This is a genomic window from Mesorhizobium denitrificans, assembly GCF_003403035.1.
Lineage (GTDB): Bacteria > Pseudomonadota > Alphaproteobacteria > Rhizobiales > Rhizobiaceae > Mesorhizobium_G > Mesorhizobium_G denitrificans.
In genome coordinates this window covers 258,208-285,150 of sequence record NZ_QURN01000005.1, presented here as the reverse complement: position 1 = coordinate 285,150, position 26,943 = coordinate 258,208, and the positions used below count along the sequence as shown (strand labels likewise).

The 26,943-nt window shown below is 57.6% G+C and carries 27 protein-coding genes and 1 other RNA gene; 20 read left to right on the top strand and 8 right to left on the bottom strand.

Going from position 1 to position 26,943, the window contains the following annotated elements; genetic code table 11:
- Window positions 1-45 precede the first annotated feature (45 nt).
- Genes DY251_RS08255 through DY251_RS08235 form a run of 5 tightly spaced genes read left to right on the top strand, consistent with a single transcriptional unit; the run spans window position 46 to window position 4,434 of the window.
- Complete coding sequence (locus DY251_RS08255; protein ID WP_116623390.1) at window positions 46-864, top strand: ABC transporter ATP-binding protein; 819 nt, start codon at window positions 46-48, stop codon at window positions 862-864.
- Window positions 854-1,426: a hypothetical protein gene (locus tag DY251_RS08250; RefSeq protein ID WP_137113511.1), complete on the top strand. Its 573-nt coding sequence runs from the start codon at window positions 854-856 to the stop codon at window positions 1,424-1,426. The genes DY251_RS08255 and DY251_RS08250 overlap by 11 nt, the downstream gene beginning before the upstream one ends.
- On the top strand, window positions 1,423-2,301 hold the full coding sequence (locus DY251_RS08245; RefSeq protein WP_116623388.1) for an ABC transporter permease: 879 nt from the start codon (window positions 1,423-1,425) through the stop codon (window positions 2,299-2,301). Before DY251_RS08250 ends, DY251_RS08245 begins: the two co-directional genes overlap by 4 nt.
- The gene (locus tag DY251_RS08240) at window positions 2,298-3,419 is read left to right on the top strand and encodes an ABC transporter permease (RefSeq protein WP_116623387.1); all 1,122 of its coding nucleotides are present in this window, start codon (window positions 2,298-2,300) and stop codon (window positions 3,417-3,419) included. The genes DY251_RS08245 and DY251_RS08240 overlap by 4 nt, the downstream gene beginning before the upstream one ends.
- Window positions 3,420-3,462: 43 nt before the next feature.
- The gene (locus tag DY251_RS08235) at window positions 3,463-4,434 is read left to right on the top strand and encodes an ABC transporter substrate-binding protein (RefSeq protein WP_116623386.1); all 972 of its coding nucleotides are present in this window, start codon (window positions 3,463-3,465) and stop codon (window positions 4,432-4,434) included.
- A gap of 63 nt (window positions 4,435-4,497) precedes the next feature.
- Here DY251_RS08235 and DY251_RS08230 read toward each other — a convergent pair whose 3' ends face one another.
- Genes DY251_RS08230 through DY251_RS08220 form a run of 3 tightly spaced genes read right to left on the bottom strand, consistent with a single transcriptional unit; the run spans window position 4,498 to window position 8,323 of the window.
- Window positions 4,498-6,147, bottom strand: coding sequence for a thiamine pyrophosphate-binding protein (locus DY251_RS08230; protein WP_116623385.1), 1,650 nt, complete (start codon window positions 6,145-6,147; stop codon window positions 4,498-4,500).
- Window positions 6,147-7,319 (bottom strand): CaiB/BaiF CoA transferase family protein, encoded by a 1,173-nt coding sequence (locus DY251_RS08225; RefSeq protein WP_116623384.1) that lies wholly within the window; start codon window positions 7,317-7,319, stop codon window positions 6,147-6,149. Before DY251_RS08225 ends, DY251_RS08230 begins: the two co-directional genes overlap by 1 nt.
- Window positions 7,320-7,369: 50 nt before the next feature.
- Window positions 7,370-8,323 (bottom strand): alpha/beta fold hydrolase, encoded by a 954-nt coding sequence (locus DY251_RS08220; protein ID WP_116623383.1) that lies wholly within the window; start codon window positions 8,321-8,323, stop codon window positions 7,370-7,372.
- A 147-nt stretch (window positions 8,324-8,470) separates the two neighbouring features.
- On the opposite strand from DY251_RS08220, the gene ettA reads away from it, so the two are divergent.
- From ettA to DY251_RS08205, 3 genes are all read left to right on the top strand, one after another.
- A complete protein-coding gene (gene ettA / locus DY251_RS08215; RefSeq protein WP_116623382.1) occupies window positions 8,471-10,120 on the top strand; it encodes an energy-dependent translational throttle protein EttA in 1,650 nt (549 codons plus the stop codon).
- A 138-nt stretch (window positions 10,121-10,258) separates the two neighbouring features.
- Window positions 10,259-11,374: a beta-ketoacyl-ACP synthase III gene (locus DY251_RS08210; protein WP_116623381.1), complete on the top strand. Its 1,116-nt coding sequence runs from the start codon at window positions 10,259-10,261 to the stop codon at window positions 11,372-11,374.
- On the top strand, window positions 11,374-11,985 hold the full coding sequence (locus DY251_RS08205; RefSeq protein WP_116623380.1) for an MOSC domain-containing protein: 612 nt from the start codon (window positions 11,374-11,376) through the stop codon (window positions 11,983-11,985). Before DY251_RS08210 ends, DY251_RS08205 begins: the two co-directional genes overlap by 1 nt.
- Here the strand turns inward: DY251_RS08205 and DY251_RS08200 are convergent.
- Window positions 11,982-12,290 carry a DUF2293 domain-containing protein gene (locus DY251_RS08200; RefSeq protein ID WP_116623379.1) on the bottom strand — a complete coding sequence of 103 codons (309 nt, stop codon included), beginning with the start codon at window positions 12,288-12,290 and terminating at the stop codon, window positions 11,982-11,984. The two genes, DY251_RS08205 and DY251_RS08200, sit on opposite strands and share 4 nt — an antisense overlap.
- Window positions 12,290-12,790, bottom strand: coding sequence for a tRNA (N6-threonylcarbamoyladenosine(37)-N6)-methyltransferase TrmO (tsaA, locus tag DY251_RS08195; RefSeq protein ID WP_116623378.1), 501 nt, complete (start codon window positions 12,788-12,790; stop codon window positions 12,290-12,292). The genes DY251_RS08200 and tsaA overlap by 1 nt, the downstream gene beginning before the upstream one ends.
- Window positions 12,791-12,863: 73 nt before the next feature.
- On the opposite strand from tsaA, the gene DY251_RS08190 reads away from it, so the two are divergent.
- The gene (locus tag DY251_RS08190) at window positions 12,864-13,865 is read left to right on the top strand and encodes an ArsR/SmtB family transcription factor (protein ID WP_116623470.1); all 1,002 of its coding nucleotides are present in this window, start codon (window positions 12,864-12,866) and stop codon (window positions 13,863-13,865) included.
- The gene (metF, locus tag DY251_RS08185; protein ID WP_116623377.1) at window positions 13,865-14,794 is read left to right on the top strand and encodes a methylenetetrahydrofolate reductase [NAD(P)H]; all 930 of its coding nucleotides are present in this window, start codon (window positions 13,865-13,867) and stop codon (window positions 14,792-14,794) included. Before DY251_RS08190 ends, metF begins: the two co-directional genes overlap by 1 nt.
- Before the next feature lie 341 nt (window positions 14,795-15,135).
- Here metF and DY251_RS08180 read toward each other — a convergent pair whose 3' ends face one another.
- Window positions 15,136-16,053, bottom strand: coding sequence for a DMT family transporter (locus DY251_RS08180; RefSeq protein ID WP_116623376.1), 918 nt, complete (start codon window positions 16,051-16,053; stop codon window positions 15,136-15,138).
- 144 nt (window positions 16,054-16,197) lie between these two features.
- On the opposite strand from DY251_RS08180, the gene DY251_RS08175 reads away from it, so the two are divergent.
- The 3 genes from DY251_RS08175 to DY251_RS21945 all read left to right on the top strand — a co-directional run bounded on the left by DY251_RS08175 (window position 16,198) and on the right by DY251_RS21945 (window position 18,174).
- Entirely contained in the window at window positions 16,198-17,439 is a 1,242-nt protein-coding gene (locus DY251_RS08175; protein WP_116623375.1) for an alanine racemase, read from the top strand.
- A 343-nt stretch (window positions 17,440-17,782) separates the two neighbouring features.
- A complete protein-coding gene (locus tag DY251_RS08170; protein WP_199498806.1) occupies window positions 17,783-17,980 on the top strand; it encodes a hypothetical protein in 198 nt (65 codons plus the stop codon).
- A gap of 35 nt (window positions 17,981-18,015) precedes the next feature.
- Window positions 18,016-18,174 carry a hypothetical protein gene (locus tag DY251_RS21945; protein WP_425373284.1) on the top strand — a complete coding sequence of 53 codons (159 nt, stop codon included), beginning with the start codon at window positions 18,016-18,018 and terminating at the stop codon, window positions 18,172-18,174.
- 229 nt (window positions 18,175-18,403) lie between these two features.
- Here the strand turns inward: DY251_RS21945 and DY251_RS08160 are convergent, their stop codons facing one another.
- Together DY251_RS08160 and DY251_RS08155 are read right to left on the bottom strand one after the other, a co-directional pair.
- The gene (locus DY251_RS08160) at window positions 18,404-19,603 is read right to left on the bottom strand and encodes a lytic murein transglycosylase (protein ID WP_116623469.1); all 1,200 of its coding nucleotides are present in this window, start codon (window positions 19,601-19,603) and stop codon (window positions 18,404-18,406) included.
- A gap of 96 nt (window positions 19,604-19,699) precedes the next feature.
- Window positions 19,700-20,530, bottom strand: a complete 831-nt coding sequence (locus tag DY251_RS08155; RefSeq protein WP_116623373.1) for a glycoside hydrolase family 25 protein — start codon at window positions 20,528-20,530, stop codon at window positions 19,700-19,702.
- A 134-nt stretch (window positions 20,531-20,664) separates the two neighbouring features.
- Between DY251_RS08155 and DY251_RS08150 the strand changes: the two genes are divergently transcribed.
- From DY251_RS08150 to DY251_RS08120, 7 genes are all read left to right on the top strand, one after another.
- Window positions 20,665-21,384 carry a J domain-containing protein gene (locus tag DY251_RS08150; RefSeq protein WP_116623468.1) on the top strand — a complete coding sequence of 240 codons (720 nt, stop codon included), beginning with the start codon at window positions 20,665-20,667 and terminating at the stop codon, window positions 21,382-21,384.
- A complete protein-coding gene (locus DY251_RS08145) occupies window positions 21,381-22,157 on the top strand; it encodes an N-acetylmuramoyl-L-alanine amidase (protein WP_116623372.1) in 777 nt (258 codons plus the stop codon). Before DY251_RS08150 ends, DY251_RS08145 begins: the two co-directional genes overlap by 4 nt.
- 168 nt (window positions 22,158-22,325) lie before the next feature.
- On the top strand, window positions 22,326-23,057 hold the full coding sequence (locus DY251_RS08140) for a lytic transglycosylase domain-containing protein (RefSeq protein WP_116623371.1): 732 nt from the start codon (window positions 22,326-22,328) through the stop codon (window positions 23,055-23,057).
- A 49-nt stretch (window positions 23,058-23,106) separates the two neighbouring features.
- An RNA gene (rnpB, locus tag DY251_RS08135) (RNase P RNA component class A) lies at window positions 23,107-23,503 on the top strand.
- Between the two features lie 367 nt (window positions 23,504-23,870).
- Window positions 23,871-24,863, top strand: a complete 993-nt coding sequence (gene rsmH, locus DY251_RS08130; protein WP_116623467.1) for a 16S rRNA (cytosine(1402)-N(4))-methyltransferase RsmH — start codon at window positions 23,871-23,873, stop codon at window positions 24,861-24,863.
- A gap of 3 nt (window positions 24,864-24,866) precedes the next feature.
- On the top strand, window positions 24,867-25,229 hold the full coding sequence (gene ftsL, locus DY251_RS08125; protein ID WP_116623370.1) for a cell division protein FtsL: 363 nt from the start codon (window positions 24,867-24,869) through the stop codon (window positions 25,227-25,229).
- Entirely contained in the window at window positions 25,226-26,941 is a 1,716-nt protein-coding gene (locus DY251_RS08120; RefSeq protein WP_116623369.1) for a peptidoglycan D,D-transpeptidase FtsI family protein, read from the top strand. The genes ftsL and DY251_RS08120 overlap by 4 nt, the downstream gene beginning before the upstream one ends.
- The last annotated feature ends 2 nt before the right edge of the window (window positions 26,942-26,943 follow it).

The following is a 26,943-nucleotide window of genomic DNA, read 5'->3' as shown; positions in this document are numbered from 1 at the left end:
AAACCTGACTCGGGAACATAAAAACAAAATAGCCAGGACCGAAGTTTGAATCCGACCCAGCAATACAAAAGGGCCGATGGAACGCAGAGTGCGGTTATTGCCGCCTCTGGCCTCGGCCTTACATTCCAAACAAATGACGGGCCGGTGCAGGCGTTGTCGAATGTTGATCTCACCATAGGAAAGGGCGAGTTCGTGTCGTTCATCGGGCCGTCCGGCTGCGGAAAAACGACATTCCTGCGCGCCATCGCAGACCTTGAGAAGCCGACTGCCGGAACCCTCACGGTCAATGGCATGACGCCGGAGCAGGCCCGTGAAGCACGCGCCTATGGCTATGTCTTTCAGGCGGCAGCGCTGCTCCCATGGCGGACCATCGAACGCAATGTCGGCCTCCCACTCGAAATTATGGGCAATACCAAAGCCGACCAGCAAGCGCGTATCAAGCGCACACTGGACATGGTGAATCTTACGGGGTTCGAGAAGAAATATCCGTGGCAACTGTCTGGAGGTATGCAGCAGCGTGCATCTATCGCGCGAGCGCTCGCTTTCGACGCCGACTTGCTTTTGATGGATGAACCATTCGGCGCGCTGGATGAGATCGTCCGCGACCATCTTAACGAGCAATTGCTGGAACTTTGGGCGCGCACGAACAAGACGATCTGCTTCGTTACGCACTCTATTCCCGAGGCCGTTTATCTCTCCACTCGTATCGTGGTCATGTCACCTCGACCGGGCCGGGTGACCGATGTAATCGAGTCCACACTGCCGCGCGAGCGCCCGCTGGACATTCGCGAAACGCCGGAATTTCTCTCCATCGCCGCTCGTGTCCGCGATGGCCTCAGGGCAGGGCACAGCTATGACGATTGAGTCCGATTTCGAGGATCCGTCGTGGTCTCGCATCAGTGTTTTAGATCAGCGCGGGGAAACCAGGATTATTATACCTGCTCCCCGAACTTGGTTTGTGATCTTGTTTCTAATTTTCTGGCTGGGCGGGTGGAGCGTCGGTGGTTTCTCTGCTTGGGCGAAATTTCAGGCCGGGTCCGGTGAGGGAAAGACCTTCTTGGGTTTTTGGTTGTGTGCGTGGCTGCTGGGTGAACTTTTTGCTCTGTGGACCCTACTTTGGATGTGCCTTGGAAGAGAGATAGTAGCTGCAACGCAAACCTCTGTTTCTCGTACCTACAGTTTGCTGCTCTTCTCCCGAACACGTTATTTCAAGTCCAGTTCAATTAGTGACCTACGCTGGCAGAAGGGCGAGGCTTTTCCGTCTGAATCGGGGCAGCAATCGTGCATTTCCTTCGAATATGGCCCGAGAACGATTTCCTTCGCAAAGGGCCACGATGCAGGCGTAGCAGCTAAAATTATCTCGACGCTGGAAAAAAATGCCGGGTTGTCGCTGATGCATCGGGCTCGCATGAGTGGCGCAAGATGAACAGCGTCACGGAAAAAATCGTTCCTGTGACGACCATCCTGATCGCCATTGTGATCGGGTGGTATGCGCTGGCGATGGTCATGAATGCGCCGTTCCAGCGCGACATGAACCGTCGCGGCAACGTTACACCGAGCACTGTGGAGTTTCTTGAAAGCACTCTTGCGCAGGCGAAGCCGATTGTTCCAGCTCCGCATCAGGTCGTGCAGAATGTCTACGAAAACACGTTCCTGCGGAAGATCACGAGTAACCGCAGCCTAGTCTATCACGCGGGCGTCACGCTTTCATCCACGCTGCTTGGGTTCACTTTCGGCACCATACTCGGCATCCTGATTGCCGTCGGCATCGTTCATGTCGCTGCGCTTGATCGCAGCCTCATGCCCTGGATCATTGCATCGCAGACGATCCCCATCCTCGCCATCGCGCCCATGATTATCGTCGTGCTTGCGGCGGTAAATATTACGGGTTTGCTGCCCAAGGCGCTGATCTCGACCTATCTGTCATTCTTTCCAGTGGCGGTGGGCATGGTGAAGGGCCTGCGCTCGCCGGAACTCATGCATCTCGATTTGATGCACACCTACAATGCCAGCCCGTCGCAGGTTTTCTGGAAACTGCGCGTTCCGGCATCCGTGCCTTTCTTGTTTGCGTCGATGAAAGTTGCGATTGCCGCCAGCCTTGTCGGCGCGATTGTGGGTGAATTGCCGACCGGCGCGGTCGCCGGCATCGGCGCGAAGCTGCTCAGCGCATCCTACTTCTCGAACACCATCGACATGTGGGCGGCGCTGGTCGCTGGCTCGGTTGTCGCGATGCTGCTGGTCGGTCTGGTCGGGATCGTGTCCCGGCTGGTTGAACGTGCGATGGGAGCGCGACCTGCATGACGTTCGCTGCGCGCTCATGGCAGGCATGGATTGTGCTTCTGCTGACCATTGTGGCGGCGATAACCTTGCCGTTTACAACAAATTCGACGGGCTTCAATTCCACCTCTGCGGTGATCACGCTCGCCTTGCTCATAGCGGCGATCATTATTGATGGATTGCGTCTCGGAAACGCGCTTAAGGCCGTTTTGCTATTCATTGCCGCGCACGGGGCAGCTTGGCTTCTCATTAGCGGGATTGCCGGACAGGAAGGAACGGCGAAGCTGTCCTTTTATCTTGCAATCGCGGCCGCGTGGTTGATCGCCTGGCGCTGCGTCACCTTACTGTCGGGCCTGCGCGTCAAGAACAGGTCCGTCGATACTGCATTGCGGATCCTTATCCCTGCAATATTCGGCGCTTGGATTCTCATCATCTGGGAAGCACTGGTGCGGGGCGCGGGCATCCCGTTTATCCTGCTGCCGCCGCCTGCGGCCATCGGCCAGCGGATTGCGAATTCGCTGCCGGTACTCGGCGCGGACGTGCGCCAGACCATCTTCAAGTCTGTGTTCGTGGGCTATGTCATCGGCTGCGCAGCTGGTTTTGTGACCGCTATCCTCGCCGACCGTGTCCCCTTCCTGCGCAAGGGGCTGCTACCCATCGGCAACATGGTTTCGGCGCTGCCGATCATAGGCGTTGCGCCTATCATGGTCATGTGGTTCGGTTTCGACTGGCCGTCAAAGGCAGCCGTCGTCGTCATCATGACGTTTTTCCCAATGCTGGTGAACACGGTCGCTGGCTTGGCCGCGTCCAGCCACATGGAACGCGATCTCATGCGAACCTATGCGTCCGGCTACTGGCAGACGCTCTGGAAATTGCGGCTGCCCGCTGCTGCTCCGTTCATATTCAATGCACTTAAGATCAACTCGACGTTGGCCCTGATCGGAGCCATCGTGGCGGAATTCTTCGGTACTCCCGTGGTCGGAATGGGCTTCCGCATTTCCACCGAAGTCGGGCGCATGAATATCGACATGGTATGGGCCGAAATCGCTGTTGCAGCGGTCGTTGGTTCGGTCTTCTATGGCGTGATAGCCCTCATCGAGAGGGCAACCACGTTCTGGCATCCGTCTATCCGCGGGGGATAGGCGCGACTTTAACGCAGTGAATCAAAACCAGAGGGTCAATAACATGAAAAAACTGACATTTTCCCTGTTCGCTACGGCGATGGCGCTGGGTGCCTTTCAGGCTCATGCCGCCGATCCGGTGACGCTGCAGCTCAAGTGGGTCACGCAGAGCCAGTTTGCCGGCTACTATGTTGCGAAGGAAAAGGGCTTCTACGAGGACGAAGGGCTCGATGTGACGATCAAGCCGGGCGGTCCCGACATCGCACCTGAACAGGTAATCGCGGGAGGCGGCGCCGATGTGATCGTGGATTGGATGGGTGGTGCGCTGGCGGCTCGCGATAAGGGCGTCGGTCTGGTTAATATCGCACAGCCATTCAAGAAAGCCGGTATGGAACTGGTTTGCCCGAAGGATGGTCCGATCAAGTCGGAAGCTGATTTCAAGGGCCATACGCTGGGCGTCTGGTTCTTCGGCAACGAGTATCCGTTCTATGCATGGATGAACAAGCTCGGTTACTCGACTGAGGGCGGAGCTGATGGTGTTACCGTGCTGAAGCAGTCTTTCGATGTGCAACCGTTGATCCAGAAGCAGGCGGACTGCATTTCGGTCATGACCTACAATGAGTACTGGCAGTTGATCGACGCTGGCTACAAGCCGGACGACCTAATCGTTTTCAACTACACGGCCATGGGCAACGACCTTCTTGAAGATGGTCTCTATGCGATGGAAGACAAGCTCAAGGATCCGGCGTTTGAAGACAAGATGGTTCGCTTTGTGCGCGCGTCGATGAAGGGTTGGAAGTACGCGACGGAACACCCGGACGAAGCTGCGGAAATCGTCGTCGAAAATGGTGGCCAGGACGAAAATCACCAGAAGCGCATGATGGGCGAGGTTGCCAAGCTCATCGATAACGCAGACGGCAAGCTGATTGAAGCCGCGTATGACCGTACGGCGAAGGCGTTGCTCGATCAGAAGATCATCACCAAGGAACCATCCGGCGCCTGGACCAGCGCAATCACCGACAAGGCGATCAAGTGAGGTGAGCGTCTGATGCACCGCACCCGGCCATTTTGTGGCCGGGTGGGGCGATTTCACTTTGTGTTAGCGCTTCTCGCGAATATCCGTCAGCGTGCGCGTGGGTGTGATCGCTTCCGGGTCAAGCCGCACCTCAACAATTGCAGGCTTGCCGCTCGCTCTTGCGCGCTCGAAAGCAGGGGCGAAGTCGGCGGTCTTTTCGACCACTTCCCCATGTCCGCCATAGGCGCGCGCCAGCGCTGCAAAATCCGGGTTGCGAATATCGGTGCCGGAAACGCGGCCCGGATATTCGCGCTCTTGATGCATACGGATTGTGCCGTAAATGCCATTATTCACAACGATGGTGATGATCGGCAGATTATACTGCACCGCAGTCGCGAACTCCTGTCCATGCATCATGTAGCACCCATCGCCAGCGAAGCACACGACCGTGCGATCTGGGTATATGCTTTTCGCGCCAACCGCCGCGGGCAGGCCATAGCCCATTGAGCCGGAGGTCGGCGCTGCCTGCGTGCCGTAGCGGCGAAAGCGATGGAAGCGATGAATCCAGGTCGCGTAATTTCCCGCGCCATTGGTAATGATCGTATCGTCAGGCAGCACGGTTTCGAGATAGGCCATGATCGGTCCCATATGCACTGCGCCCGGTCCACTTTCTGGCGGCGTCGACCAGTCCAGATAGGCTTTGTGCATGGCTTCCGTGCGATCTTCCCACGCTGGCGGAGCCTTCGGCAGAACTTCGACAAACGCACGAACGAAAGCGGACGGCGTCGCGTTTATCGCAAGCGTCGGTCGATAGACCCGGCCAAGCTCATTGGCGTCTGCATGAACATGCACGAGTTTCTGGTCAGGGTAGGGACTTTTCAAGAGCGTGTAGTCCGAAGACGGCATTTCGCCGAACCGCCCGCCGATCAACAGCACGAGATCGGCTTCCTTGACCGCGGCAGCGAGTTTCGGATTGGGACCAATGCCAACGTCGCCCGCATAGCAGGGGTGCAAATGGTCGAACAGCATCTGCCGCCGGAACGAGCAGCCAACCGGTAGCGCCCACGCTTCGGCGGCTTTTTCGATGTCGGATTTGGCCTCTTCGGACCAGCGCGTGCCGCCCAGAATAACGAATGGCCTCTTCGCGTTTGCCAGCATGTCGGCAAGCTGACGCATTTCAGCTTCGCCTGGCGAGGTTTCCACCGGCGTGGCGGGCAGCGCCTTCGGCGCTTCTACCTCAGTCGTTAGCATGTCTTCGGGGAGAGCGATTACAACCGGACCTGGACGCCCGGAGGTCGCCACCGCAAACGCGCGTGTCACCAGTTCGGGCACGCGCGCCGCATCGTCGATCTCCACGACCCATTTGGCTATGTCTCCGAAGAAGCGCTTGTAGTTCACTTCCTGGAATGCCTCGCGTTCGCGGATGCCCGTCGCGATCTGTCCGATGAACAGGATCATCGGGATGGAATCCTGCATGGCAATGTGGATGCCTGCCGACGCGTTGGTCGCGCCGGGGCCGCGTGTCACGAAGCAGACGCCCGGCTTGCCGGTCAGGCGCCCTTCACAATCAGCCATCATCGTCGCACCGCCTTCCTGACGGCAAACGATAGTCTTGATCGGCGAGTCATAAAGCGCGTCCAGCACCGCGAGATAGCTTTCGCCGGGCACGCAGAAAATGCGCTCGACCCCGTTTGCCTCAAGGGCCTCAACGATTAATTGCCCGCCAGTGCGCATCATTTCAGTGTTTCCAGTTCCGCAAGTATTTCTGCTGTGTGCTCACCAAGCCGAGGCGAGGGGCGCTCATAGGTAATAGGTGTTTCCGAGAGCACGATTGGCGTGCGAACAGACGGCAATTTATTCCCATCCTGGTCATTCAGATCAAGCTTCATACCGCGCGCAATTGCCTGCGGGTCGGCAAATGCCTGACCGATATCGTTGATCGGGCTGGCTGGAACGCCCTCTTTTTCGAGTGCGGCCAGCAGCGTTTCGCGGTCAAACGATACCAGCGCAGAAAGCATCAGCGCGCGCAGCGCATCGCGATTAGCTACCCGCGCCGCATTTGTTGCGAAATTGGGATGTGTCGCGCAGTCGTCCAGTCCAACCACGTGGCAGAATTTCCGGAACTGACCGTCGTTACCCACGGCCAAAATGAGATGTCCATCGCGAACCGGCAAAACCTCATACGGTGCGATGTTGGGGTGCGCGTTGCCCATCTGCACAGGCGGCTTGCCGGAAACGAGATAATTCAGGTTCTGGTTGGCCAATACGCCCATCTGCGTGTCCAGCAGCGCCATATCAATATGCTGGCCTTGCCCGGTTGCTTCGGCGTGCCGTAGCGCGGCCTGAATGGCGATGACAGAATAGAGCCCGGTGAAAATATCAGTCACCGCCACGCCGACCTTCTGTGGCTCGCCGCCAGCCGGTCCCGTAATCGACATCAGTCCGGACATGCCCTGCACAATGAAATCATAGCCAGCGCGGGCAGCGTAAGGGCCGTTTTGTCCAAAGCCGGTGATAGAGCAATAAACGAGCCGTGGGTTTTCAGCCTTCAACGTCTCATAATCGAGACCGTATTTCTTGAGTCCGCCAAGTTTGAAATTCTCGATCAGCACATCCGCACTGCGCGCAAGCTTGCGTATGATTTCCGCGCCTTCGGGCGTCGAAAAATCCACTGCGATGGAGCGCTTTCCGCGATTGCAGGAATGGTAGTAAGCAGCCGACAGGTTTTCGCCATGATGCCCTTCCACGAAAGGGGGACCCCATTTGCGCGTATCGTCGCCACCATCGGGATTCTCGACCTTAATGACGTCCGCGCCAAGATCGGCCAGCAACTGACCCGCCCAAGGCCCAGCCAAAATGCGGGCCAGCTCGATAACGCGAATTCCATGAAGCGGGGGTTGAGCCATGTGTGACCTTTGACTTTGCCGTCAGCCAATACAGGCGGCGCTGGATTATGTCACTCGTTGTGCGCTGGTCCAGCCGAATGCAAAGCTGAATCCGCCCATTCAACAAAATCCGCCATCACTTCGTCGCGGTTTATGTCGTTGAGAGATTCGTGGCGAGTTTCTGGATAAATCTTTGAAATGAGATTCGAAAAGCGCATCGCGGACATGCGGCTTGCGAGCATCTCGACTGCCTTGCCACGGTCTGTTCCCGGATCTTTTCCACCGCCGACAAGAAAAAGCGGCAGATCGCGATCAATCTGGATGAAGTTCTTGTTCTTTCCCCCAGAAAATATGAAGCCGAACAGATCGCGCCAGAGCGAAACAGATGCATCCCATCCACAGAATGGATCGGCGATGTATTTGTCTACCTCAATCGGGTCACGCGACAGCCAATCAAAGGGCGTGCGGGCGTTTGGCACTGCTTTGCCCCAGGCCTGAAACGTCAGTCGCGGCAACATGCGCGAAGGTGTGTCTGAACCGAGCCGCATCCGCTCCCATGCGAGAACGATCTGGGCCAGACGGCCCAGTGCGCCGCCGGAAACATTGGCGTTAAAAATGGCGGCACCCTTCAGGTGTGAAGAGTGCTGCTGCAGGAAATTCAGCGCAATTATTGCTCCCATCGAATGTCCGAAAAGGATTAGTGGCAGAGTAGGGTGTTCGCGCCTGATAAGGTCGTGCATGGCCGTAATGTCGGCCAGCACCTTTGTGCGCCCATCCTTCCAAGCGAAAACGCCGAGTGGTGCATCCGGCGCAGTTGTTGCGCCATGCCCGCGATGGTCGTGCGCATAGGTTGTGTAGCCGCATCGCGCCAGAAAATCAGCAAAGCGTGCATAGCGCGCGGAGTGCTCGGCAAGTCCGTGACTGATGTGCACGATCCCGCGCGGCCTGCCTTCGGCTTTCCGCACATAGTAATTCAGCATGGCCCCGGTGGGGGATTGAAGCACGTGCTGTTCGCTGAACCGCATAAAAGTCTCCGAACCGGCGGCGACTGTTGGCGAAAGGCAACGCCAGCGTCAAGTCGTGTCAAGCTTCACGATGATGGATTGCCGTTTTGCGCGTCCTCGCCTACATAGCGCGCAATTCTCCGATCATCGAAGACAGGACAGGCAAGCGTGGCCCGCCAATTTATCTACCATATGTCCGGCCTGACCAAGGCCTACGGCACCAAGAAGGTGCTGGATAACGTGCATCTTTCTTTCTATCCCGACGCCAAGATCGGTATTCTCGGGCCAAACGGCGCGGGTAAGTCCACCATCCTGCGCATTATGGCCGGCATGGATAAGGAATATTCCGGCGAGGCGTGGCTCGCGGAAGGTGCGACCGTCGGCTATCTGGCGCAGGAGCCACATCTCGATCCGAACAAGACCGTGTTTGAGAACGTCATGGAAGGCGTTGCGAAAAAGACCGCCATCATCGAGCGCTACAACGAGCTGATGATGAATTATTCCGACGAGACGGCAGACGAGTCGGCAAAACTTCAGGACGAAATGGACCGCCTCAATCTGTGGGATCTCGAACAACAGATCGAGATGGCCATGGATGCGCTTGCTTGTCCGCCGAAAGATGCGGACGTCACCAAGCTCTCCGGCGGTGAGCGCCGCCGCGTTGCCCTTTGCCGTTTGTTGCTGGAGCAGCCTGACCTCCTGTTGCTGGACGAGCCGACCAACCACCTTGATGCCGAAACGACCGCTTGGCTGGAAAAGCATCTGCGCGCATATCCCGGCTCAGTGCTGATCATCACCCACGATCGTTACTTCCTCGACAATGTGACCGGTTGGATTCTCGAACTCGACCGTGGTCGTAGCATTCCATACGAGGGCAATTACACGGCCTATCTGGAAGCCAAGGCCAAGCGCCTCAAACAGGAAGGCCGCGAGGACGACGCCCGCCAGAAGGCCATCACGCGCGAGCGCGAGTGGATCGCTTCCAGCCCGAAGGCACGCCAGACCAAATCCAAGGCACGTATCAAGGCGTTCGAGGAATTGCTGGAGCAGGCGGACAGCCGCAGGCCAACCGATACGCAGATCGTCATTCCGCATGGTGAGCGTCTGGGCAATGTAGTTATTGAGGTCGACGGTCTGTCCAAGGGCTATGGCGACAGGCTCTTGATTGAAGACTTGGACTTCAAGCTCCCGCCCGGCGGCATTGTCGGCGTGATCGGCCCGAACGGTGCTGGTAAAACCACGCTGTTCCGTATGATCACCGGGCAGGAAACGCCGGATCAGGGCTCAATTCGCGTAGGTGAAACCGTCAAGCTCGGCTATGTCGACCAAAGCCGTGACGCGCTGGATCCTAACAAGACCGTTTGGGAGGAAATCTCTGGCGGGGCCGAAGTGGTCAAGCTCGGTAAGTTCGAGGCGAATACGCGCGCTTACTGCTCCTCGTTCAACTTCCGTGGCGGTGATCAGCAGCAGAAGGTGGGCAACCTTTCCGGCGGTCAGCGCAACCGCGTCCACTTGGCCAAGATGCTGCGCACTGGCGGCAATGTTTTGCTGCTGGACGAGCCGACCAACGACCTCGACACCGAAACGCTTGCTGCGCTTGAAGACGCGCTGGAAAACTTCGGCGGCTGCGCGGTCATCATCAGCCACGATCGTATGTTCCTTGACCGTCTTGCGACTCACATTCTCGCCTTCGAGGGCGACAGCCATGTCGAATGGTTCGAGGGCAACTTCGAGGATTACGAGCAGGACAAAATCCGCCGTCTCGGCCCCGAAGCGGTGAATCCGCACCGCATGACCTACAAGCGCCTGACGCGCTGACCTTATCCACCGCGCCGGTCTGGCATCGTCTGGCATCGGCGCGGCGGGCTTTCTTCTGCCGTTGTTCTGGCGTAAAGGGCGCGGGCAATTGCGGAGTTGCACGGTCGTCGGTGGTCGTGCCTGTGAAAGAAGACTTGCATGAATCGCGTAATCATTAGCGGCATCGGGGTGGAAATTCCCGAAGCGGTCGTCACCAATGACGAACTTGTCACCAGCTTCAACACATGGGTCGATCAGGAAAACGCGCGCCGCGAAGGCACTGGTCAGGAGCCTTTGCAGAAATCGTCATCGGCATTCATCGAGCATGCCTCCGGCATTCGCACCCGTTATATGATCGATCGCGAAGGCGTGCTTGATCCGAACCGTATGGCCCCGCGCATTGCGCCGCGCGCCGACGAAGAGCTTTCCGTGGAAGCAGAGTTCGGCCTCGCTGCAGCGCGCCGCGCCATTGAGCATGCGGGGTGCAAGCCACAGGATATTGATCTGGTGATCTGCTCGTCCTCGCATCATCAGCGGCCCTATCCGGCAATCGCCATCGAGATCCAGAATGCACTCGGAACCTCCGGCGCGGGGTTCGACATGGGGTTGGGCTGTTCTTCGGCAGCGGCTGCGCTGCATGTCGCGTGCAACATGATCCGCGCCGGTGGGCAGAAGCGCATCCTCGTTGTCGTGCCTGAAATCGTTACATCGCCGCTCGATTTCCGCGACCGGCAAACGCATTTCATCTTCGGCGATGCCGCGGTGGCAATGGTGGTCGAGCCGCGCAATGGCAGACGTTCGGGACGCTTCGAAGTCATCGACTCGCGCACCTGGACGCAGTTTTCCTCAAATATTCGCAATAATCTCGGCTTCCTCACGCGCTCGGAACAAGAGGATCCTTATACGATCGACATGCAAGGCAATCTGATCAAGCAGGTTGGGAACAAGGTTTTCAAGGAAGTCACGGTCGCGGGTCACAAGTTCATCGTAGATTTCCTCGCTCACCATGATCTGACACCGCACGACATGCGCCGTTTCTGGCTGCATCAGGCGAATGCCCGTATGAACTCCATGATCCTGAAACTCGCATTCGGCGAAGAGGTTGGTCACGATCGCGCCCCGATGGTTCTTGACCGATATGGCAACACCGCTGGGGCTGGTGCGGTCATCGCGCTAAAGGAAAATCACGAGGACATGAAAATCGGCGACTATGGATTGCTCTGTGCGTTTGGCGCGGGCTACTCCATCGGCGGTGCTCTGCTCAGGATGATGTGATGGACAACGCTGGAGTGGCACTCGAAGAAGGCGTCGTCGCGCAGCAGAAATTGGCGGCGCGAGTTGACGGCGTTTTTGCTGCTCCGTTCGACCATTTCGAGACGCGCTCGGTTGATGCGCTTGAACTCGGCTTCGATGGCATAGCCAATGATTTCCATGCTGGTATCACGCGGAAATCCGGTGGCCGCGAGCCCTGGTATCCGCGCGGAACCGAAATGCGCAACGAGCGGCAGCTGACAATCGTATCGCCGGACGAGTTGGCGATCATTGCACGGCGAATGAATCTGCCGGAAATCAAGTCGGAGTGGATCGGCGCAAACCTGCTGGTTTCCGGCCTTCCTCGATTGTCGTTCCTGCCCGCGGGCAGTTTGCTGTTTTTCCGTAACGGCGTGACCTTGAAGGTCGATGCGATGAACCATCCATGCCGTCTGGCGGGTCGCGCGATTGCCGAAAATGCGAAGATGCCGGACCATAAGGTTGGAGCGCTCGAATTCGCTCGCCAAGGTCGCCGTCTACGCGGTCTCACCGCTTGGGTTGAAAAGCCGGGCCGCATCGTTGCAGGCGAGGAAATCACCGTTCGCGTACCAGAACAGTGGATTTATCGCGCCTAGCTGTCCTCGTCGTCCGGGTCCAGCAGGCGCGTGGCGCGCCAACGCGTCAGCACGTCATTGATTTTGTTAATCACGAAAAATCGCGCAGAATCGCGGTCATAGCCCTCAGCCAGCAGCCGGTCATATTCGGTGTGCTGGTGGCGCACATGCGCGACCGTAGCCAGCCAAATCGCAACGGATGGTGGCAACGTTTTCATATGCACAGCGTTCGCGTCCGCTCGAATAACTTCCGTGTCCGCATAAGGCGCCCACGGCAACAGTGTCGTGAGCGCCTTCGCTATGGCGCGTTGACGTTGCGTTGCCATCAGAACTTGCCGGGTCGCGTCGCGTCGGGAATCGCATCGGTCGACGCGTAGTACGGCTTGATGTCGATTACCGGCGTGCCATCCAACACGTCGATTGCCTCGAGCGTCAGCAGACCCTTTTCCTTGTCGATCCCGGTCAGGCGAACGATATGCAGGCCGATGGGATTGGGGCGGGCAGGGGAGCGTATCGCGAAAACGCCTTTCGTTTCAGTCGCATGGCGCGGCTTCTGGATAATCAGATTCCGTTTGGCGCGGTCGAGCCATGTCAGGATCGCGATGTGGCTATAACCTTCCAGTCCTAGTAATCCGTGCCGATAGGCCGCATCAAGCTCCAGAACAGCCTGCTTCCCGGTTTCGCGCGCCTGCGTCGTATTCTTCGGGCAATCTTCGCGGGCGGTCCACGGCGAGCGAATACGCCCGATGAACACGATCTGCCCATCCGCCGCTGCATGGCCCGGATCGAACGGCAGGGCGACTTCTCCTTCGCGCAATTCATTCATATGGATCGGTCCGCTTGCATGGTGTGCATTTTTCACATAAAGATATGTTTATGTCTTTCATGGATTGGCAGCCATGCGTGTTTCATTGAGCAAGGTCGTTGATAGCTTGAAGGCGGCTGCGGAATCCAGCCGCATGCGCATTCTTGCGCTTCTGTCGCAGGGTGATCTCACCGTGTCCGACCTTACGGAGATTCTCAACCAGTCGCAGCCGCGCGTTTCGCGCCATCTGCGGCTGCTGCTGGAGGCCAGCCTTATCGACCGTTATCAGGAAGGGTCGTGGGCCTTTTTCCGCCTTACTGACACGGAAGCTGACCGCGCCTTCGTTAAAGGCCTCATCGAGCGCATCGACCTTGACGATGTGCAAATTCAGCGCGATTTTGAGCGGTTGGCAGACGTCAAGCGCCGTCGGCAAGACACTGCCCGCGCCTATTTCTCCGAACACGCGGAAAGCTGGGATCAGCTTCGTTTACTTCATGCGCCCGACAAAGCGGTCGAAGCTGCCTTGCTAAAGCTCATAGGTAAGCGGCCATTCCAGTCCATGCTCGACCTCGGCACCGGCACGGGTCGCCTGCTCGAAATCCTCGCGCCATACTACACGCGCGGCGTCGGCATAGACCTCTCCCGCGAAATGCTGTCGGTTGCGCGCGCTAATCTCGATCGCGCAGGTGTCACGCATGCGCAGGTGCGGCAGGGTGATATTTTCGCGGCGCAGATCGAGCGCAACGCCTTTGACCTGGTGACCATGCATCAGGTGCTGCACTATCTGGACGATCCGGCCCGAGCCATCCGCGAGGCAGGGCGCATGTTGCGTCCGGGCGGCCGGCTCGTGGTTGTAGATTTTGCCCCGCATTCGCTGGAAATACTGCGCGATCACCACGCGCATCAGCGCCTCGGCTTTTCCGACCAGCAGATTCGCGAATGGTTTGAGGCTGCGGAACTCAAACTTGAGGAATCGCAGGCTTTCCAGCCATCTGCACCGGGCGACGACAAGTTGACCGTAAAGCTTTGGCTTGGGCGTGACCAGCGCCTGCTCATCGCCGATAATGCCACCCAAGATTCAAGAGTAACAGCCTGATGTCCCAGTCCCGATTTTCGCGCCTTCCCGATCTCGGAGACCGCATCAAGGTTTCCTTCGAATTTTTTCCTCCGAAATCCGACGATATGGAAACGCGGCTTTGGGAAACCGTGAAGCGGCTTGAACCGCTGAATCCGCATTTTGTGTCTGTCACGTATGGCGCGGGCGGCTCAACGCGTGAGCGCACTGCGCGCACGGTTGGCCGCATTCTCGGCGAAACGACCCTGTTGCCCGCCGCGCACCTCACCTGCATTGATGCGACATGCGAAGAGGTGGATGGGGTTATCCGGCAGTTTGTCGATCTTGGCGTGAAGCGCTTCGTCGCGCTGCGCGGTGATCCGGCGTCGGGTGTTGGCACGCGCTATCAGCCACATGAAGGCGGTTACGCGAACGGCGCGGAAATGGTCGCGGCGATCAGCCAGCACGGCAGTTTCGACATTTCTGTTTCCGCCTACCCGGAAAAGCACCCCGAAAGCCCGGACTTCGCCACTGACATCGACATGCTGAAGCGCAAGGTCGACAATGGCGCCACCCGCGCTATCACCCAATTCTTCTTCGATAACGACATTTATGAGCGGTTTGTGGAGCGTGTTCGCCGTGCTGGCATCTACATTCCCATCGTTCCGGGCATTCTGCCGGTGCACAACATCAAGCAGGTCGGCAACTTCTCAGCTCGCGCTGGAGCGCACGTTCCTGCTTGGCTACTTGAGCGTTTTGAGGGGTTGGAGAACGATCCGCAAACACACATGCTGGTCGCGGCGGCTGTTGCTGCAGAGCAGGTGCTGGACCTGATTGAACGCGGCGTTGGCGATTTCCATTTCTACACGATGAACCGCGCTGATCTCGCCTTCGCCATCTGCCACATGATTGGCGTGCGTCCGCAGCATGCATTGAGCGCAGTAGCTGAAACGACTTCCGCTGCGGCCTAAAGCAAAAGGCCGGGTTAAAACCCGGCCTTCTGGAACTGTCGTATTGCCTGAGTAGCTGCCTTCGGGGCTTAGGGCAGGACACCCATTATGAGGGCGCCCACAAATGCAAAAGCAGCACAAAACATTAGGGCGTTAATTGGCCTTGTCAGTCCCATGCATAGCCTCCTTCAACTAAAGAGCTATATCGTGGAATCTAGGTGAGTTTCGGCTTCGAGCAAGCGCAAACTATGCTGCATTGCGACACGATTGTGAAAAAAACGCCTCAATGTCGCCGGTTTTCCAAACAGTTCCAAGAAGATAACACCGCGAAACATTTTGTGAAAAAAGTTTTGATCGATTGGTCAAATACGCCTGAAAACCCGTCCATCGATCGTGATGAGGCCCAACCCGATCAAAACCATGCCCATCATTTCGAATGTTTCCAGCGCTTCGCCCAGAAAAATTACGCCGAGCAATATCGCGCTCACAGGCACGATCAGCGTCACCAGCGAGGCATTTGTTGCGCCCGCTGATGCCAATATCCGGAAGTAAAGAATATAGGCGAAGGCGGTTGAAACCAGCGCTAGCGCTAAAATCGCGGCCCACACGTGGCTGCTTGCGGTCATCACAATCGTAGGGCTGTAGAGTGTGGCTACAACGGGAATCATGATTATAGTTGCGGCGCTTAGCTGCCCTGAAGCCACGACAGGCGCGGGGACGCCGACAAATTTCTTGCGCGCAAGCACAAGCGCGAATGCGTAGGAAAGTGCTGCACCAACAAGCGCGAGTTTCGCCCATACAGGACCGCCGAGGCCCGCAATGGCACCCGGCCCTATCATCACGGCAGTGCCTGCTATTCCGAGCACAATCCCGATGGATTTATTTACTGTCAGCTTTTCGTCGGCGGTCAGCATGCTGGCGATGATCAGCGTCCACATGGGCGTGGTTGCGTTTAGAACCGACGCCAATCCGGCGCCCATTTGCGTTTGTCCAGCAAAGATCAGCGAGAAAGGGATTACATTGTTCAGCAAGGCCAGTGCGAAAAATGGCCCGATCCGTTCTAGAACGGGCTTGAATGATATTCCCGTTGCAGACAGATAGATCTGTAATGCAATAGCTGCGATGGCGACGCGGAGCAGCACCAGAACCAGTGGTGGAATTTCCTGCACGGCAACGCGCGCGAAAAAGAAAGAGCCGCCCCAGATCGCGCCGAGAACCAATAGAAGCGCCCAGTCGCGAGCGGACATTGGCCGGGGTGCGGATTGCGCGATTGCGGTCATCTAAATTTGCCTTTGGTCTTGTTTACGTGGTCCTAGCTCGCGCATCTGGCTCGCGCCACCCGATTCACACTTACCAGAGCGCTTGTTCGGTGGTTTCTTCAATCTCGAAAACCCAATAGGGTCCGGCAAAAATCGAGGTGGTCGATGCAGCGATTCGAAAGCGCCCGTGAGGCGGCCCGGACATTGCGCCCAGATGCGCCGGTTTATTGTTTCCGGCCAGATGTGCTGAAGGCGGATGCTCGCCGCTTTATGGAAATGTTTCCGGGGCGCACCGCTTATGCGGTCAAGACCAATGGCGAGGAACTGGTTTTGCGAACGCTGGCGGAGGCGGGCGTCACTATGTTCGACGTTGCCTCGCCGGGCGAGTTCGAGGCTGTTCGTGCCGTCTCGCGTGGTGCAGAGATGATCTACATGCATCCCGTCAAGGCGCAGTCCGATATTCGGCTGGCGCTGGAAAGCTACGGCATTCGCGTTTTGGCGGTCGATCATGAGGATGAGGTTGCGAAACTTACCCGCGTCGTGCGCGCACTCGACATCGATCCGGGATCAATCACGGTTTTTGTCCGCATTCAGACCAAGGGCCACGCGGCGTATGAGCTTTCCAAAAAGTTCGGTGCAGGCCCGGCCCACGCGGTCGAGATCGGCGAAAGGCTCAACAAAATCGGCTACCGCGTTGGGCTTTGTTTTCATGTCGGGAGCCAGATCGAGGACCCCGACACCTACGAGCGTGCGCTTGCTTCCGCCGATTGGGTGCGCAACCGACTGAGCTTTGACATTGCTGGCCTGGATGTGGGTGGCGGGTTTCCTGCTGAATATGGCCTTGATCCCAACAGCAAAAAACCGCCAATGCCCGCGCTCGGACAATTGATGTCGCGCGTGCGCGGCGATCTGAAAGAGTATGGTTTCGACGAAGTTCCCCTTGTTGCCGAGCCGGGCCGCGTCATCGTTGCGCGCGCGTTCTCGCTCATCGTGCGGGTGCTGCTGAGAAAAGGCCGCAGGCTCTACATAAATGACGGCATCTGGGCGTCGCTGTCCGATAGTTGGACCGGCAAGATTACGCTGCCCGCACGCTATATTCCCGATCCGGCGATAAAGAGCCGGGCAGGGGAAGCGGACAAGATCGTGCCGTTTCGTGTTTGTGGCGCGACCTGTGATTCGGTTGACATTCTCTCGCGCCCGTTCTGGCTGCCCGAGACCGTCCACACCGGCGACTGGATCGAAATCGGTCACATTGGGGCCTACTCGCTATCGCTGCGCACGCGGTTCAACGGCTTTTATCCCGACACCTTTGTTGAGGTCACCACGCCATTTGATGAGGGTGACACGCCTGAAGGCTTCGCCAGTCTAGAAACGATGGCCGGTGCGATGGATTTGCCAGAGGGGTGACGAATGGGGTGACGAATGGTCCGCAAGCGGACGAAAAGCCCCATAAATGTCCAGAGCCATATCAGAGCCGCGCAGTTTTATCCTCACATTCTTCCGTCATCCTCGGGCCAAGCCCGAGAATGACTGCAGTGAATTGATGGCGGTTGTGGATCGAGGTGTCATGCCCGGCCACAAGCTTCAATAGCGCGACCTAAGCGGTCACCGAGAGGCTGTATTGCTGCGGCTTTTAAGCCGAAGCTCTGGGCATGGCTGCAGCCTCCCATGGTTTAGCCGCGCTGTTCGCCGAGCTTGGGCACCAGACGTATCATCGCTGATATCATTCCTCTTAACTGGAGAGAGCAGCATGAGCGGATCATATGATTACTATGTGGGTCTCGACGTCTCGCGGAAGATGACCTCGGTTTGCGTGATCGACGTTGCGGGCACGAAACAGTGTGAAGGCAAATGCAATTCGCGGCCGCAGGACATTGGTGGCTGGTTGAGCAATCGCGTTGCGGCAGGCAAGACGCTGCGGATTGGCCTGGAAGCCGGCAGCGGCTGACACCACGTCAGTTCCAATCCGGGGAAACAAACTTCATGGGCACCATCTCTCGTCGGGGCGACCCGGCAACCCGCCGGGTTCTGGTCAGCAAAACCAGCTTCTGGCGCGCTGGAGCAAACCGGCGGCGCAATGATATTGCGTTCTCACCCAGCCTTGAAAAGGCACGCCATCACAAAATCAACGGCTTAGCCTAGACAAAAAGAAAATTGACAGCCGCGCGACTAGAGATCGGCCATAAGACACGAGGAGATGCCGCTTTCGATCGACATCGACCGCCTGTTATGGGGTTTCTAAGGCCCCGGAACCGGCCGGACGACCGGTTCCGCCGAAGTCATATTCCATCAATTGCTAAAATAAAAGAGCAATATTGATCCTCTGGAATGGCGAGGGGGCAGCGCGAAGTCGGCGAGTGTCTTATTTGATCTACAAACTGCCGAGCAATTGCTGTGTCGGCCAGCCGTCCACGATCAGCCCAAGACGCATTTGTTCCTGCCGAACCGCTTCGCGCGTGTTGGTGCCGAGTACACCATCCACGGATCCGACGTCATAGCCGCGTGCTTCCAGCTTGGTCTGCAGGGCTTTCATTTGATCGAATGTCAGCGCATCCACCGGCTGGCGTCTCTCAAACGGCGGTGCGCCTGCAAGCTGTGCCGCCAGATTCGCGGCCGTTAGCGTATATGTGCCGGATTGGTTCCATTGCAGATAGACATCATAATTGTCGTAGACGAGGAAGGCCGGACCACGATGGCCCATCGGCAACGACAAGCCCGCTTTTAACCCGTTATCAGTCAGCGGTTTGCCTTGGTGATCCGTCACGCCCCACGCGATCCACTGCGATAGCGGCAGCCTGTTCTCGCGGCCCGTCTGGTCCCACGGCAGACTGTCGGGCACGCGCACTTCCTGAATCCAAGGTTCGCCGCGTTTCCAGCCGCGCGACAGGATCTTGTTCGCGGTAGTCATGATCACGTCTGCGGGATCGTTGCGCAGGTCCACCATGCCGTCGCCATCGCCATCGATGCCACGCAGCAGATAATCCGATGGCAAGATTTGCGTTTGTCCAACTTCGCCGGCCCACGCGCCCTTCACATCGACTGGAAGTGTACCGTCGTCGAACAGCTTGAGAAGCGGCACGATCTGCTGGCGGAACAGGTCCGGGCGGCGGCAATCATGCGCCAGCGTGACCAGTGCATTCAGTGTGCCGAAATTGCCCTGCACGGCGCCGAAATCTGTTTCCAGCGCCCAGAATGCGGCCACGACCGGACCCGGCACACCGAACTCCTGCTCGGCGCGCGCAAAAATATCCGCATATTTCTTGAGATTCGCCGCCCCTTGCTTCAGCCGGTACGCGGAAATCATGCGGTCCGAGAACTGAAGAAAATTCTGCGAAAAAACACCCTGCGCGCGGTCACGCTTCAGCACCTCGGGGTCGATGCGCGCATTGTCCAGTGCGGTCAGGCCCGTTTCGCCGACGCCTGCCTGCTGCGCCTCGGCGTGCATTGCGGCCTTCCACGCCGCGAAATCACCGCCGCATTGCTGCGCGAGCGCGGGGGAAGTCGCGGCGAGAACGCCAACAACAAGGGCACCCGCGCGGCGGGTTATCGCAATTCGGAATCTGCAACGCATGGCGCGGCTGTTGCCCAGCACTTCCGTCAAAAATGTGATCCAGCAGATGCATGGCTACCATGCAAGCCCGCCCGGTACATGACCGTTAATTTTCGGTCAATGCGTGTTTTGTGCGATCCATTGCCGCCATTCGCGGTGCGTGCCGTTGAAAACGTTGATATCGGCGTTGCCGCGAATGCCCGGAATGACCCCTGTTCCGGTATATTGCCAGAAAGAGAAGGGGTGGCTTCCATATTTCTCGGTTGGATGACCCGCCACTGATCGCAACCAGTAGCGATAGCCCGCAAAGGTCGCGAGATTGTTATCGTCGAAGAAGTCGATGGACGTGTAGATAATCGGCTTCTTGCCGTAGTAGCGCTCGACCGTTTCGAGGAAAATCTTCATCTCGCTGCGCACTGTGGCCGCAGACGGACGCAGCTTGCAGGTCGGAGAATCGGGGTTCCACTCCATGTCCAGCACTGGCGGCATTGCGCCTTTTTCGCGCGGCACATTGCGGATGTACCAGGCGGCCTGCTCGGACGCCGGACGGCAGAAATAGTAGAAATGGTACGCGCCGCGAGGCACGCCGGCTGCACGCGCATTTGTCCAATGTTCGCGGAACTTGTCGTCTACGCGGTCGCCGCCCTCGGTCGCCTTGATGAAAGCGAAGGAAATGCCGTTCGAGCGTGCTGCTTCCCAGTCGATATTCGTCTGATATTTGGAAACGTCAGTTCCGTGAACCGCATATTCCCAAGGCTTCTGCGCCTGCCAATCATGCGGGTCGTTGTCGCCAAAGCGTGGGAAGGTTTTTGCGATGCTGCCAGTGACTTGTTTGGTCGCGACGGCGTTATACGCGCCGTCTGGCATCATGTCGTCAACGGTCGAGCAGCCACCAAGCGCGGCCACGCCAAGAATAACGCCGATCTTCCACGCCGAATTGAGTGGCATCCCGTCCCCGAAAACCTTGTTGCCCTATTATGCAGTCAACGCGCCGTAAAGTCACGATGCGGTTTGTCTGTATATGAATGCCCTATGGTTGATTTTACGTTGACGTATTAGCGGTTGGTTCTATGAAGGCCACCATGTCGATTTGGCAGAGACTCGGCGAGTTCGCCTCGCGCATATCAACGGCAGTGATAACGGGCGCGTCGTCCGTCGTTGCCGCAGTGAAAACTGCATTTGGCGGTGATCCTGAACTGCGCCGCAAGGTTGCCTTTTCTGTCGCGATGATTGCGCTTTCGGCAAAGATGGCAAAAGCGGACGGCGTCGTTACGCAGGACGAGATTCGCGCTTTCCACGAGATATTTTCCGCGCCCGATCACGAACTGCGCAACGTCGCGCGCCTTTATGAACTTGCGCAGACCGATACTGCTGGATTCGAGGCGTATGCCGCTCAAGTTGTGCGGTTATGCGGTTCGGGCGACTCCAACTGTGCGATCCTTGAAGATATTCTCGACGGCCTGTTCCATATCGCCAAAGCAGATGGCGTGCTGCACGAGCGCGAACACCTTTTTCTCCACCGCATCGCGGAAATATTCCAGATCAGCGAAGATCACTACCACAGCATCGTTGCGCGACATCTCGATCTGGGTGAGGCAGATCCCTATGTCGTGCTCGGCGTCGCGCGCAACAAATCCTTTGATGAAATCCGCACGGTCTACCGCAAACTTGTCGCCGAAAACCACCCGGACCGCCTGATAGGGCGTGGTATGCCGGAAGAGTTCATAGCCATCGCGACGCGACGGCTCTCCGCCATTAATGCCGCTTTCGAGTTCATTGAGCGGGAGCGCAGGGCAGCATGAGCGGTTTTGTAGCAGACCATCAGGGTGCTGAAGTGCGCGTTTCGCCGAATTTCGGTTTGCGCGCCAACGGCCAGCAGCCCGACATGATCATCCTTCACTACACCGGTATGGAAACCGGGCAGGGAGCCGAGGAATGGCTCTGCAATCCGGCTAGCGAGGTTTCGTCGCATTATCTCGTGCATGAAGATGGCCGCGTGGTTCAGATGGTTCGTGAATCTGACCGCGCGTGGCATGCGGGAAAAAGCTTCTGGCGCGGAGTGACCGATATCAACTCCTACTCAGTCGGAATCGAAATCGTAAATCCGGGCCATGCCTTTGGATATGTCGATTTTCCTGAGCCGCAAATGGCCAGTGTTGTTGATTTATGCTGCGGCATTGCGGCGCGGCACGACATTCGCCCGGAGCGCGTTCTTGCGCATTCGGATGTCGCGCCGGGGCGCAAGGTGGACCCCGGCGAAAAGTTTGATTGGCGGCGCTTGGCGCAGCATGGTCTTGGCCAGTTTGTCGAGCCGGAACCGCTGCGTCCCGGCTCCGTGCTAAAGTACGGAGATCGCGGAATTCGCGTGCAAACTCTGCAATCTATGCTTGCGATGTATGGGTACGCCATCGAAATCAGCATGGAATATGATCGGCAGACCGAAACAGTCGTGTCCGCTTTTCAGCGCCATTTTCGGCCCGCTTTGGTAGACGGGATAGCCGACCGCTCCACCGGAGCCACCCTTTTGAAACTCGTTCGTTCGCTACCCAATTGCATGAACTGGGAAGTCGCGTAATATTACGCGTTGAAACAAAGTGTGATCTATACGGTCACTTTCGAGTCTGATTTCGCCTCCACACGCCGGAACATTCACTGTGTCGCTTCGTCTGAAGCGGTGCGAGGCCCAGAAAAACGCCGCCATACATCCACTCTCCGAGCGGCGAGCCAATAAGCAAAGGTCACAATGACAATTCGGTTGTTTGTAGCGGCAGCGCTTGCTGCCGGCATGATTTCTGTTGCCGCGAAAGCCGAGGAGCTTCCAAAGGACCGGGCTGGAGGCGTCGTTCGCGCCATCGATAAGCCCGCCTCAAAGAAGGCTTCCAAGGAAGGCGCGAAAACCCGCACCGCCAAAGCTCAGACAGGTAAGGCGGAGAAGAAGACGGCAGCGAAGTCATCAAAAAGGAAATCACAAGTTGCGCTCATGGCGCGTGAGCGCAAGTCAGGAAAAGCGCTTCGCAAGGGCCGCAGTGTGCCCGCATCGGTTGATAAGATGACGACTGCCGGGATTGCAGGCGTTGTCGCTGCCCGCACTGCCGTTGATGCCAGCGCATACAGTTCGATCATCGCGCGCTATGCCAATCAGTACAGCGTGCCGCTTTCGCTCGCACACGCCGTCATTCAGGTCGAAAGCAATTACAGGCCTGGGATCGTCGGCAGCGCTGGCGAAATAGGACTGATGCAAATCAAGCCATCGACGGCGCGTATGCTCGGTTATAGTGGTTCCGTCGCGGGTCTGCACGATCCAGAAACCAACATCCGCTTTGGCATGAAATATCTTTCGATGGCAAAGGAATTGGGCGACGGAAGCACTTGCGGAACCATACTGAAATACAATGCGGGCCACGCGGCAACGCGCATGAACCCGACATCTTCGGCCTACTGCGCCAAAGTTACAAAGCTTATCGCAGGCATTTAAATATATAAGCATCTTGCAAAACAGGTGCGGCTCCCCTTATTACGGCCTGCCAGCTGGCCGGGCGGCCGCACGTGCAAGCGCCGAAAGGCCGCATGTGAGGAAAGTCCGGGCTCCATGGAACACGGTGCCGGATAACGTCCGGCGGGGGCGACCCCAGGGACAGTGCCACAGAAAGCAAACCGCCATCGCCTTCGGGTGATGGCAAGGGTGAAAGGGTGGGGTAAGAGCCCACCGCGCGGCTGGCAACAGTCGTGGCAAGGCAAACCCCACCGGGAGCAAAACCGAATAGGGACAGCGAGAGGGGAAACCCTTGGGGCTTGTTTCAGCCCGCTGTCCGGGTTGGTTGCGTGAGGTGCATGGCAACGTGCCCCCAAGATGAATGGCCGCCACGTTCTGCTCGTGAGGGCGGGGCCATACAAAACCCGGCTTACAGGCCAGCTGGCGCCTGCTCCTGAAATGCGAATCCAATCAAGCGCTTATGCGGCTTGGCTGGAATCGCGATTCATCTGGTTGATGTTTTGATTCAACGCGTTTTCGCGGCAAAACAACCACACCAATCACTTAACAAATATTTGCATCGAATGCGCTCTAATAACCCTTCGTTAGCCTTAATGGACGATAAAGCGGGATGGTGCTGGATGGAGGGGTTTCCCTGCGGCTGGCTACCATCAAATTTGAATCGGATTTTATCGAAGACTGATGGCCTGCCGTGCATATGCGCACAGTCGAGTTGAAAATTCCGGTGGCAGAACCACCGAGAGAAGGCGTGGCGTGCGTCCGTTTGGCCGCACCCTGCGGAGGCATGTTGCGCACATGAGCCAGCATAATACCAACGAGCGGCATGTTCCGGTACTTCTGAACGAAGTGCTTGAGGCGCTTCGTCCGACAGCGGGTGAGGTGATCGTAGATGGCACCTTCGGCGCCGGCGGCTATACGCGCGCGATTCTTGGCGCGGGCGCGTCCGTGTTGGCTTTCGACCGTGATCCAACCGCGATTGCTGCGGGCCGGGCTCTTGTTGCCACTTCGAATGATCAATTGAAATTGGTCGAGGCTCCATTCTCGACGATGGATGAGCATGTCGAAGCCGTCGATGGTGTGGTGCTTGATATTGGCGTGTCGTCGATGCAACTTGATGAGGCCGTGCGCGGCTTTTCGTTCCGCAATGACGGACCGCTCGACATGCGCATGTCGGGGCAGGGCCTCAGTGCCGCTGATGTCGTCAACACCTACAAGGTTGGTGACCTTGCTCGCATCTTCAATTTCCTCGGCGAAGAAAAGCATGCGGGCCGCATCGCGCATATGATCGTTGGCCGCAGGCAGAAGCGGCCATTCGAGCGCACCTTGGATCTCGCCGATGCCATCGCGACCGATATCGGGCGTGGGCCGAAAGACAAGATTCATCCGGCGACGCGCGTTTTCCAGGCACTCCGCATTTACGTGAACGATGAGCTAGGCGAACTGGCTCGCGCGTTGATCGCCGCCGAACGCATTTTGAAACCCAACGGCCGGCTGGTCGTGGTCAGCTTTCATTCGCTCGAAGACCGCATCGCCAAGCGTTTCATTGCAGATCGCAGCGAGACGCAGGGCGGCTCCCGCCACATGCCGCAAGTGGTCAGCCGAGCGGCAACATTCCAGAAGCTTGGCGGCGCGGTGAGCGCTTCCGAGGCCGAAACCGATGCCAATCCCCGCGCCCGTTCCGCGAAACTGCGCGCCGCGCTGCGCACAGATGCTCCGGCTCGCACTGCCGATTTTGCACTTTTCGATCTCCCGAAGCTTCCAGAGCTTCAGCATCCAGCGGAGTTGTGACCCTTGTTTCGTACCACTGACACTGTGTTGATTGCGGTGATGGTTGCGGCGGCGGCGCTGACCTACAAGACCAAGCATGACGCCGAAAACCGTCTGCGCGAGGTGCGCAAGATCGAGCGCTCCATCCGCTACGAGGAAGACACAATTGCAATTCTCAAAGCCGACTGGTCGCTACTGACACAGCCTGCGCGCCTGCAAAAACTTGTCGAGAGCTATCAGGCGCAGCTCAACCTCGGACCCTCCGATCCGCGCCGGATCGTTGGGCTGGATGCTATCCCGGAGAAAGAGTTGAAGGTTGAAGACCTGCTGGCTGGCGAGCCGAAGCCAGAACAAGACAAGACGACGACCGGGAGTGTTTCGCAATGATCGGCTGGCTCAAGAAAAGGCTATCCAGCGGCAAGGTCTCCACGGCCTCCCAAATGGTTTTTGAGGCAACTCGCCAGCCTTCCGGCGGCAGGTCGCGCAATCGCACGCGCATGGCAATGGGCGCATTCTTCCTGTTCTACGCGGTCATTGCAGGTCGGCTCGTTTATTTTGGCTTTCAAGATCCCAATGGCGATGGTGGTCCCGCCGCTCACATCACCGCGTCCCGGCCTGATATCGTTGACCGTAACGGCTCAGTACTTGCGACCGACATCAAGACCTTTTCGCTTTTTGCTGAACCGCGCCGCATTATCGATGCGGACGAAACAATCGAAAAGCTCTCTACCGTCCTTCCCGATCTCGCGATGGAAGAAACCTATAAGAAGCTCAAGAGCGGCAAGGGTTTCATCTGGTTGCGCCGCCAGCTTTCGCCACGCCAGCAGAATGACATTATGCAGCTTGGGCTTCCGGGCATCGGCTTCCGCACCGAGAACCGCCGCTTTTATCCTGCCGGTCCGGTTGCATCATATATTGTCGGCCTGACGAACAGGGATAATCAAGGCATTTCCGGCCTTGAAAAATACATTGACGATCAAGGGCTTGCAGATTTGCAGGCAAGCGGCCTGGCAACGCCCGCTGACCTTAAGCCGGTCAAGCTTTCCATTGATCTGCGCGTGCAGCACATCGTGCGTGATGAAGCACTGCAAGCGATGCAGCGTTTCCACGCCATCGCCGCTGGTGCTGTGGTCATCAATGCCAAGACCGGAGAGATTGTTGCGATGGCTTCTGTGCCGGATTTCGACCCGAACAATCCTGTGGGCGCAAACGACAAGGACAAGCTGAACCGCATGTCCGCGGGCCTTTATGAGATGGGCTCGACCATCAAGAGCTTCACCACCGCGATGGCGCTGGATTCCGGCAAGGTCAATCTCAACAGTACATTCGACGCGCGGCGTCCCATCGTTATCGGGCGCCGCACCATCCGCGACTTCCACGGCAAGAACCGCATTCTCAGCGTGCCGGAAGTCTTTATTTATTCATCCAACATTGGTTCCGCGCGCGAAGCAGATGTGGTCGGCATTGAAGGCCACCGTGAATTTCTCAAGCGCATGGGCCTGCTGGATCGTATGCAGACCGAACTGCCGGAAGTCGCAAAGCCAACCGAGCCGAAAGTATGGAAAAAAGTGCATTCGATCACGATTGCTTTCGGTCACGGCATGTCCACCACGCCGCTGCAAACGGCAGTCGGTGCGGTTGCGCTCATGAATGGCGGAAGGTTGATGCCGCCGACTTTCCTGCCGCGCACGCTTGATGAGGCAATGGCTGTCTCGAAGCAGGTTGTCACCGAGAAAACCAGCGAGGACATGCGCTACCTGTATCGTCTGAACGCCGAGAAGGGTTCGGGCAAAAAGGCCGAAGTCCCAGGCTATCGCGTCGGTGGTAAAACCGGCACGGCCGAAAAGGTGGTGAACGGCCGTTATTCCAGCAATAAGCGCTTCAATGCGTTCCTTGCTGCCTTCCCGATGGACGATCCGCAATATGTGGTTCTGTCGATCATTGATGAGCCAGAACCCGAAAAACCAGGCATGGGCGCGACGGCAGGCTCGAACGCTGCACCTATTGTTGCCAATATTATTCGTCGTTCTGCGTCAATGCTTGGCGTTAAGCCTGATTTCAGACAAGAGGAGCCTGTTACTCTTGTATCATATGAATGATT

What these genes read in the sequence shown, in the direction of transcription:
- DY251_RS08200 (WP_116623379.1), bottom strand. Translation starts at nt 12,290, where the DNA reads ATGGCAACGCAACGTCAACGCGCCATAGCGAAGGCGCTCACGACACTG.
- metF (WP_116623377.1), top strand. Translation starts at nt 13,865, where the DNA reads ATGTCCCAGTCCCGATTTTCGCGCCTTCCCGATCTCGGAGACCGCATC.
- DY251_RS08170 (WP_199498806.1), top strand. Translation starts at nt 17,783, where the DNA reads ATGAGCGGATCATATGATTACTATGTGGGTCTCGACGTCTCGCGGAAG.
- DY251_RS08245 (WP_116623388.1), top strand. Translation starts at nt 1,423, where the DNA reads ATGAACAGCGTCACGGAAAAAATCGTTCCTGTGACGACCATCCTGATC.
- DY251_RS08225 (WP_116623384.1), bottom strand. Translation starts at nt 7,319, where the DNA reads ATGGCTCAACCCCCGCTTCATGGAATTCGCGTTATCGAGCTGGCCCGC.
- DY251_RS08190 (WP_116623470.1), top strand. Translation starts at nt 12,864, where the DNA reads ATGCGTGTTTCATTGAGCAAGGTCGTTGATAGCTTGAAGGCGGCTGCG.
- DY251_RS08205 (WP_116623380.1), top strand. Translation starts at nt 11,374, where the DNA reads ATGGACAACGCTGGAGTGGCACTCGAAGAAGGCGTCGTCGCGCAGCAG.
- rsmH (WP_116623467.1), top strand. Translation starts at nt 23,871, where the DNA reads ATGAGCCAGCATAATACCAACGAGCGGCATGTTCCGGTACTTCTGAAC.
- DY251_RS08240 (WP_116623387.1), top strand. Translation starts at nt 2,298, where the DNA reads ATGACGTTCGCTGCGCGCTCATGGCAGGCATGGATTGTGCTTCTGCTG.
- DY251_RS08235 (WP_116623386.1), top strand. Translation starts at nt 3,463, where the DNA reads ATGAAAAAACTGACATTTTCCCTGTTCGCTACGGCGATGGCGCTGGGT.
- DY251_RS08180 (WP_116623376.1), bottom strand. Translation starts at nt 16,053, where the DNA reads ATGACCGCAATCGCGCAATCCGCACCCCGGCCAATGTCCGCTCGCGAC.
- tsaA (WP_116623378.1), bottom strand. Translation starts at nt 12,790, where the DNA reads ATGAATGAATTGCGCGAAGGAGAAGTCGCCCTGCCGTTCGATCCGGGC.
- DY251_RS08250 (WP_137113511.1), top strand. Translation starts at nt 854, where the DNA reads ATGACGATTGAGTCCGATTTCGAGGATCCGTCGTGGTCTCGCATCAGT.
- DY251_RS08210 (WP_116623381.1), top strand. Translation starts at nt 10,259, where the DNA reads ATGAATCGCGTAATCATTAGCGGCATCGGGGTGGAAATTCCCGAAGCG.
- DY251_RS08230 (WP_116623385.1), bottom strand. Translation starts at nt 6,147, where the DNA reads ATGCGCACTGGCGGGCAATTAATCGTTGAGGCCCTTGAGGCAAACGGG.
- DY251_RS21945 (WP_425373284.1), top strand. Translation starts at nt 18,016, where the DNA reads ATGGGCACCATCTCTCGTCGGGGCGACCCGGCAACCCGCCGGGTTCTG.
- DY251_RS08175 (WP_116623375.1), top strand. Translation starts at nt 16,198, where the DNA reads ATGCAGCGATTCGAAAGCGCCCGTGAGGCGGCCCGGACATTGCGCCCA.
- DY251_RS08120 (WP_116623369.1), top strand. Translation starts at nt 25,226, where the DNA reads ATGATCGGCTGGCTCAAGAAAAGGCTATCCAGCGGCAAGGTCTCCACG.
- DY251_RS08145 (WP_116623372.1), top strand. Translation starts at nt 21,381, where the DNA reads ATGAGCGGTTTTGTAGCAGACCATCAGGGTGCTGAAGTGCGCGTTTCG.
- DY251_RS08150 (WP_116623468.1), top strand. Translation starts at nt 20,665, where the DNA reads ATGTCGATTTGGCAGAGACTCGGCGAGTTCGCCTCGCGCATATCAACG.
- DY251_RS08155 (WP_116623373.1), bottom strand. Translation starts at nt 20,530, where the DNA reads ATGCCACTCAATTCGGCGTGGAAGATCGGCGTTATTCTTGGCGTGGCC.
- DY251_RS08220 (WP_116623383.1), bottom strand. Translation starts at nt 8,323, where the DNA reads ATGCGGTTCAGCGAACAGCACGTGCTTCAATCCCCCACCGGGGCCATG.
- DY251_RS08140 (WP_116623371.1), top strand. Translation starts at nt 22,326, where the DNA reads ATGACAATTCGGTTGTTTGTAGCGGCAGCGCTTGCTGCCGGCATGATT.
- DY251_RS08160 (WP_116623469.1), bottom strand. Translation starts at nt 19,603, where the DNA reads ATGCGTTGCAGATTCCGAATTGCGATAACCCGCCGCGCGGGTGCCCTT.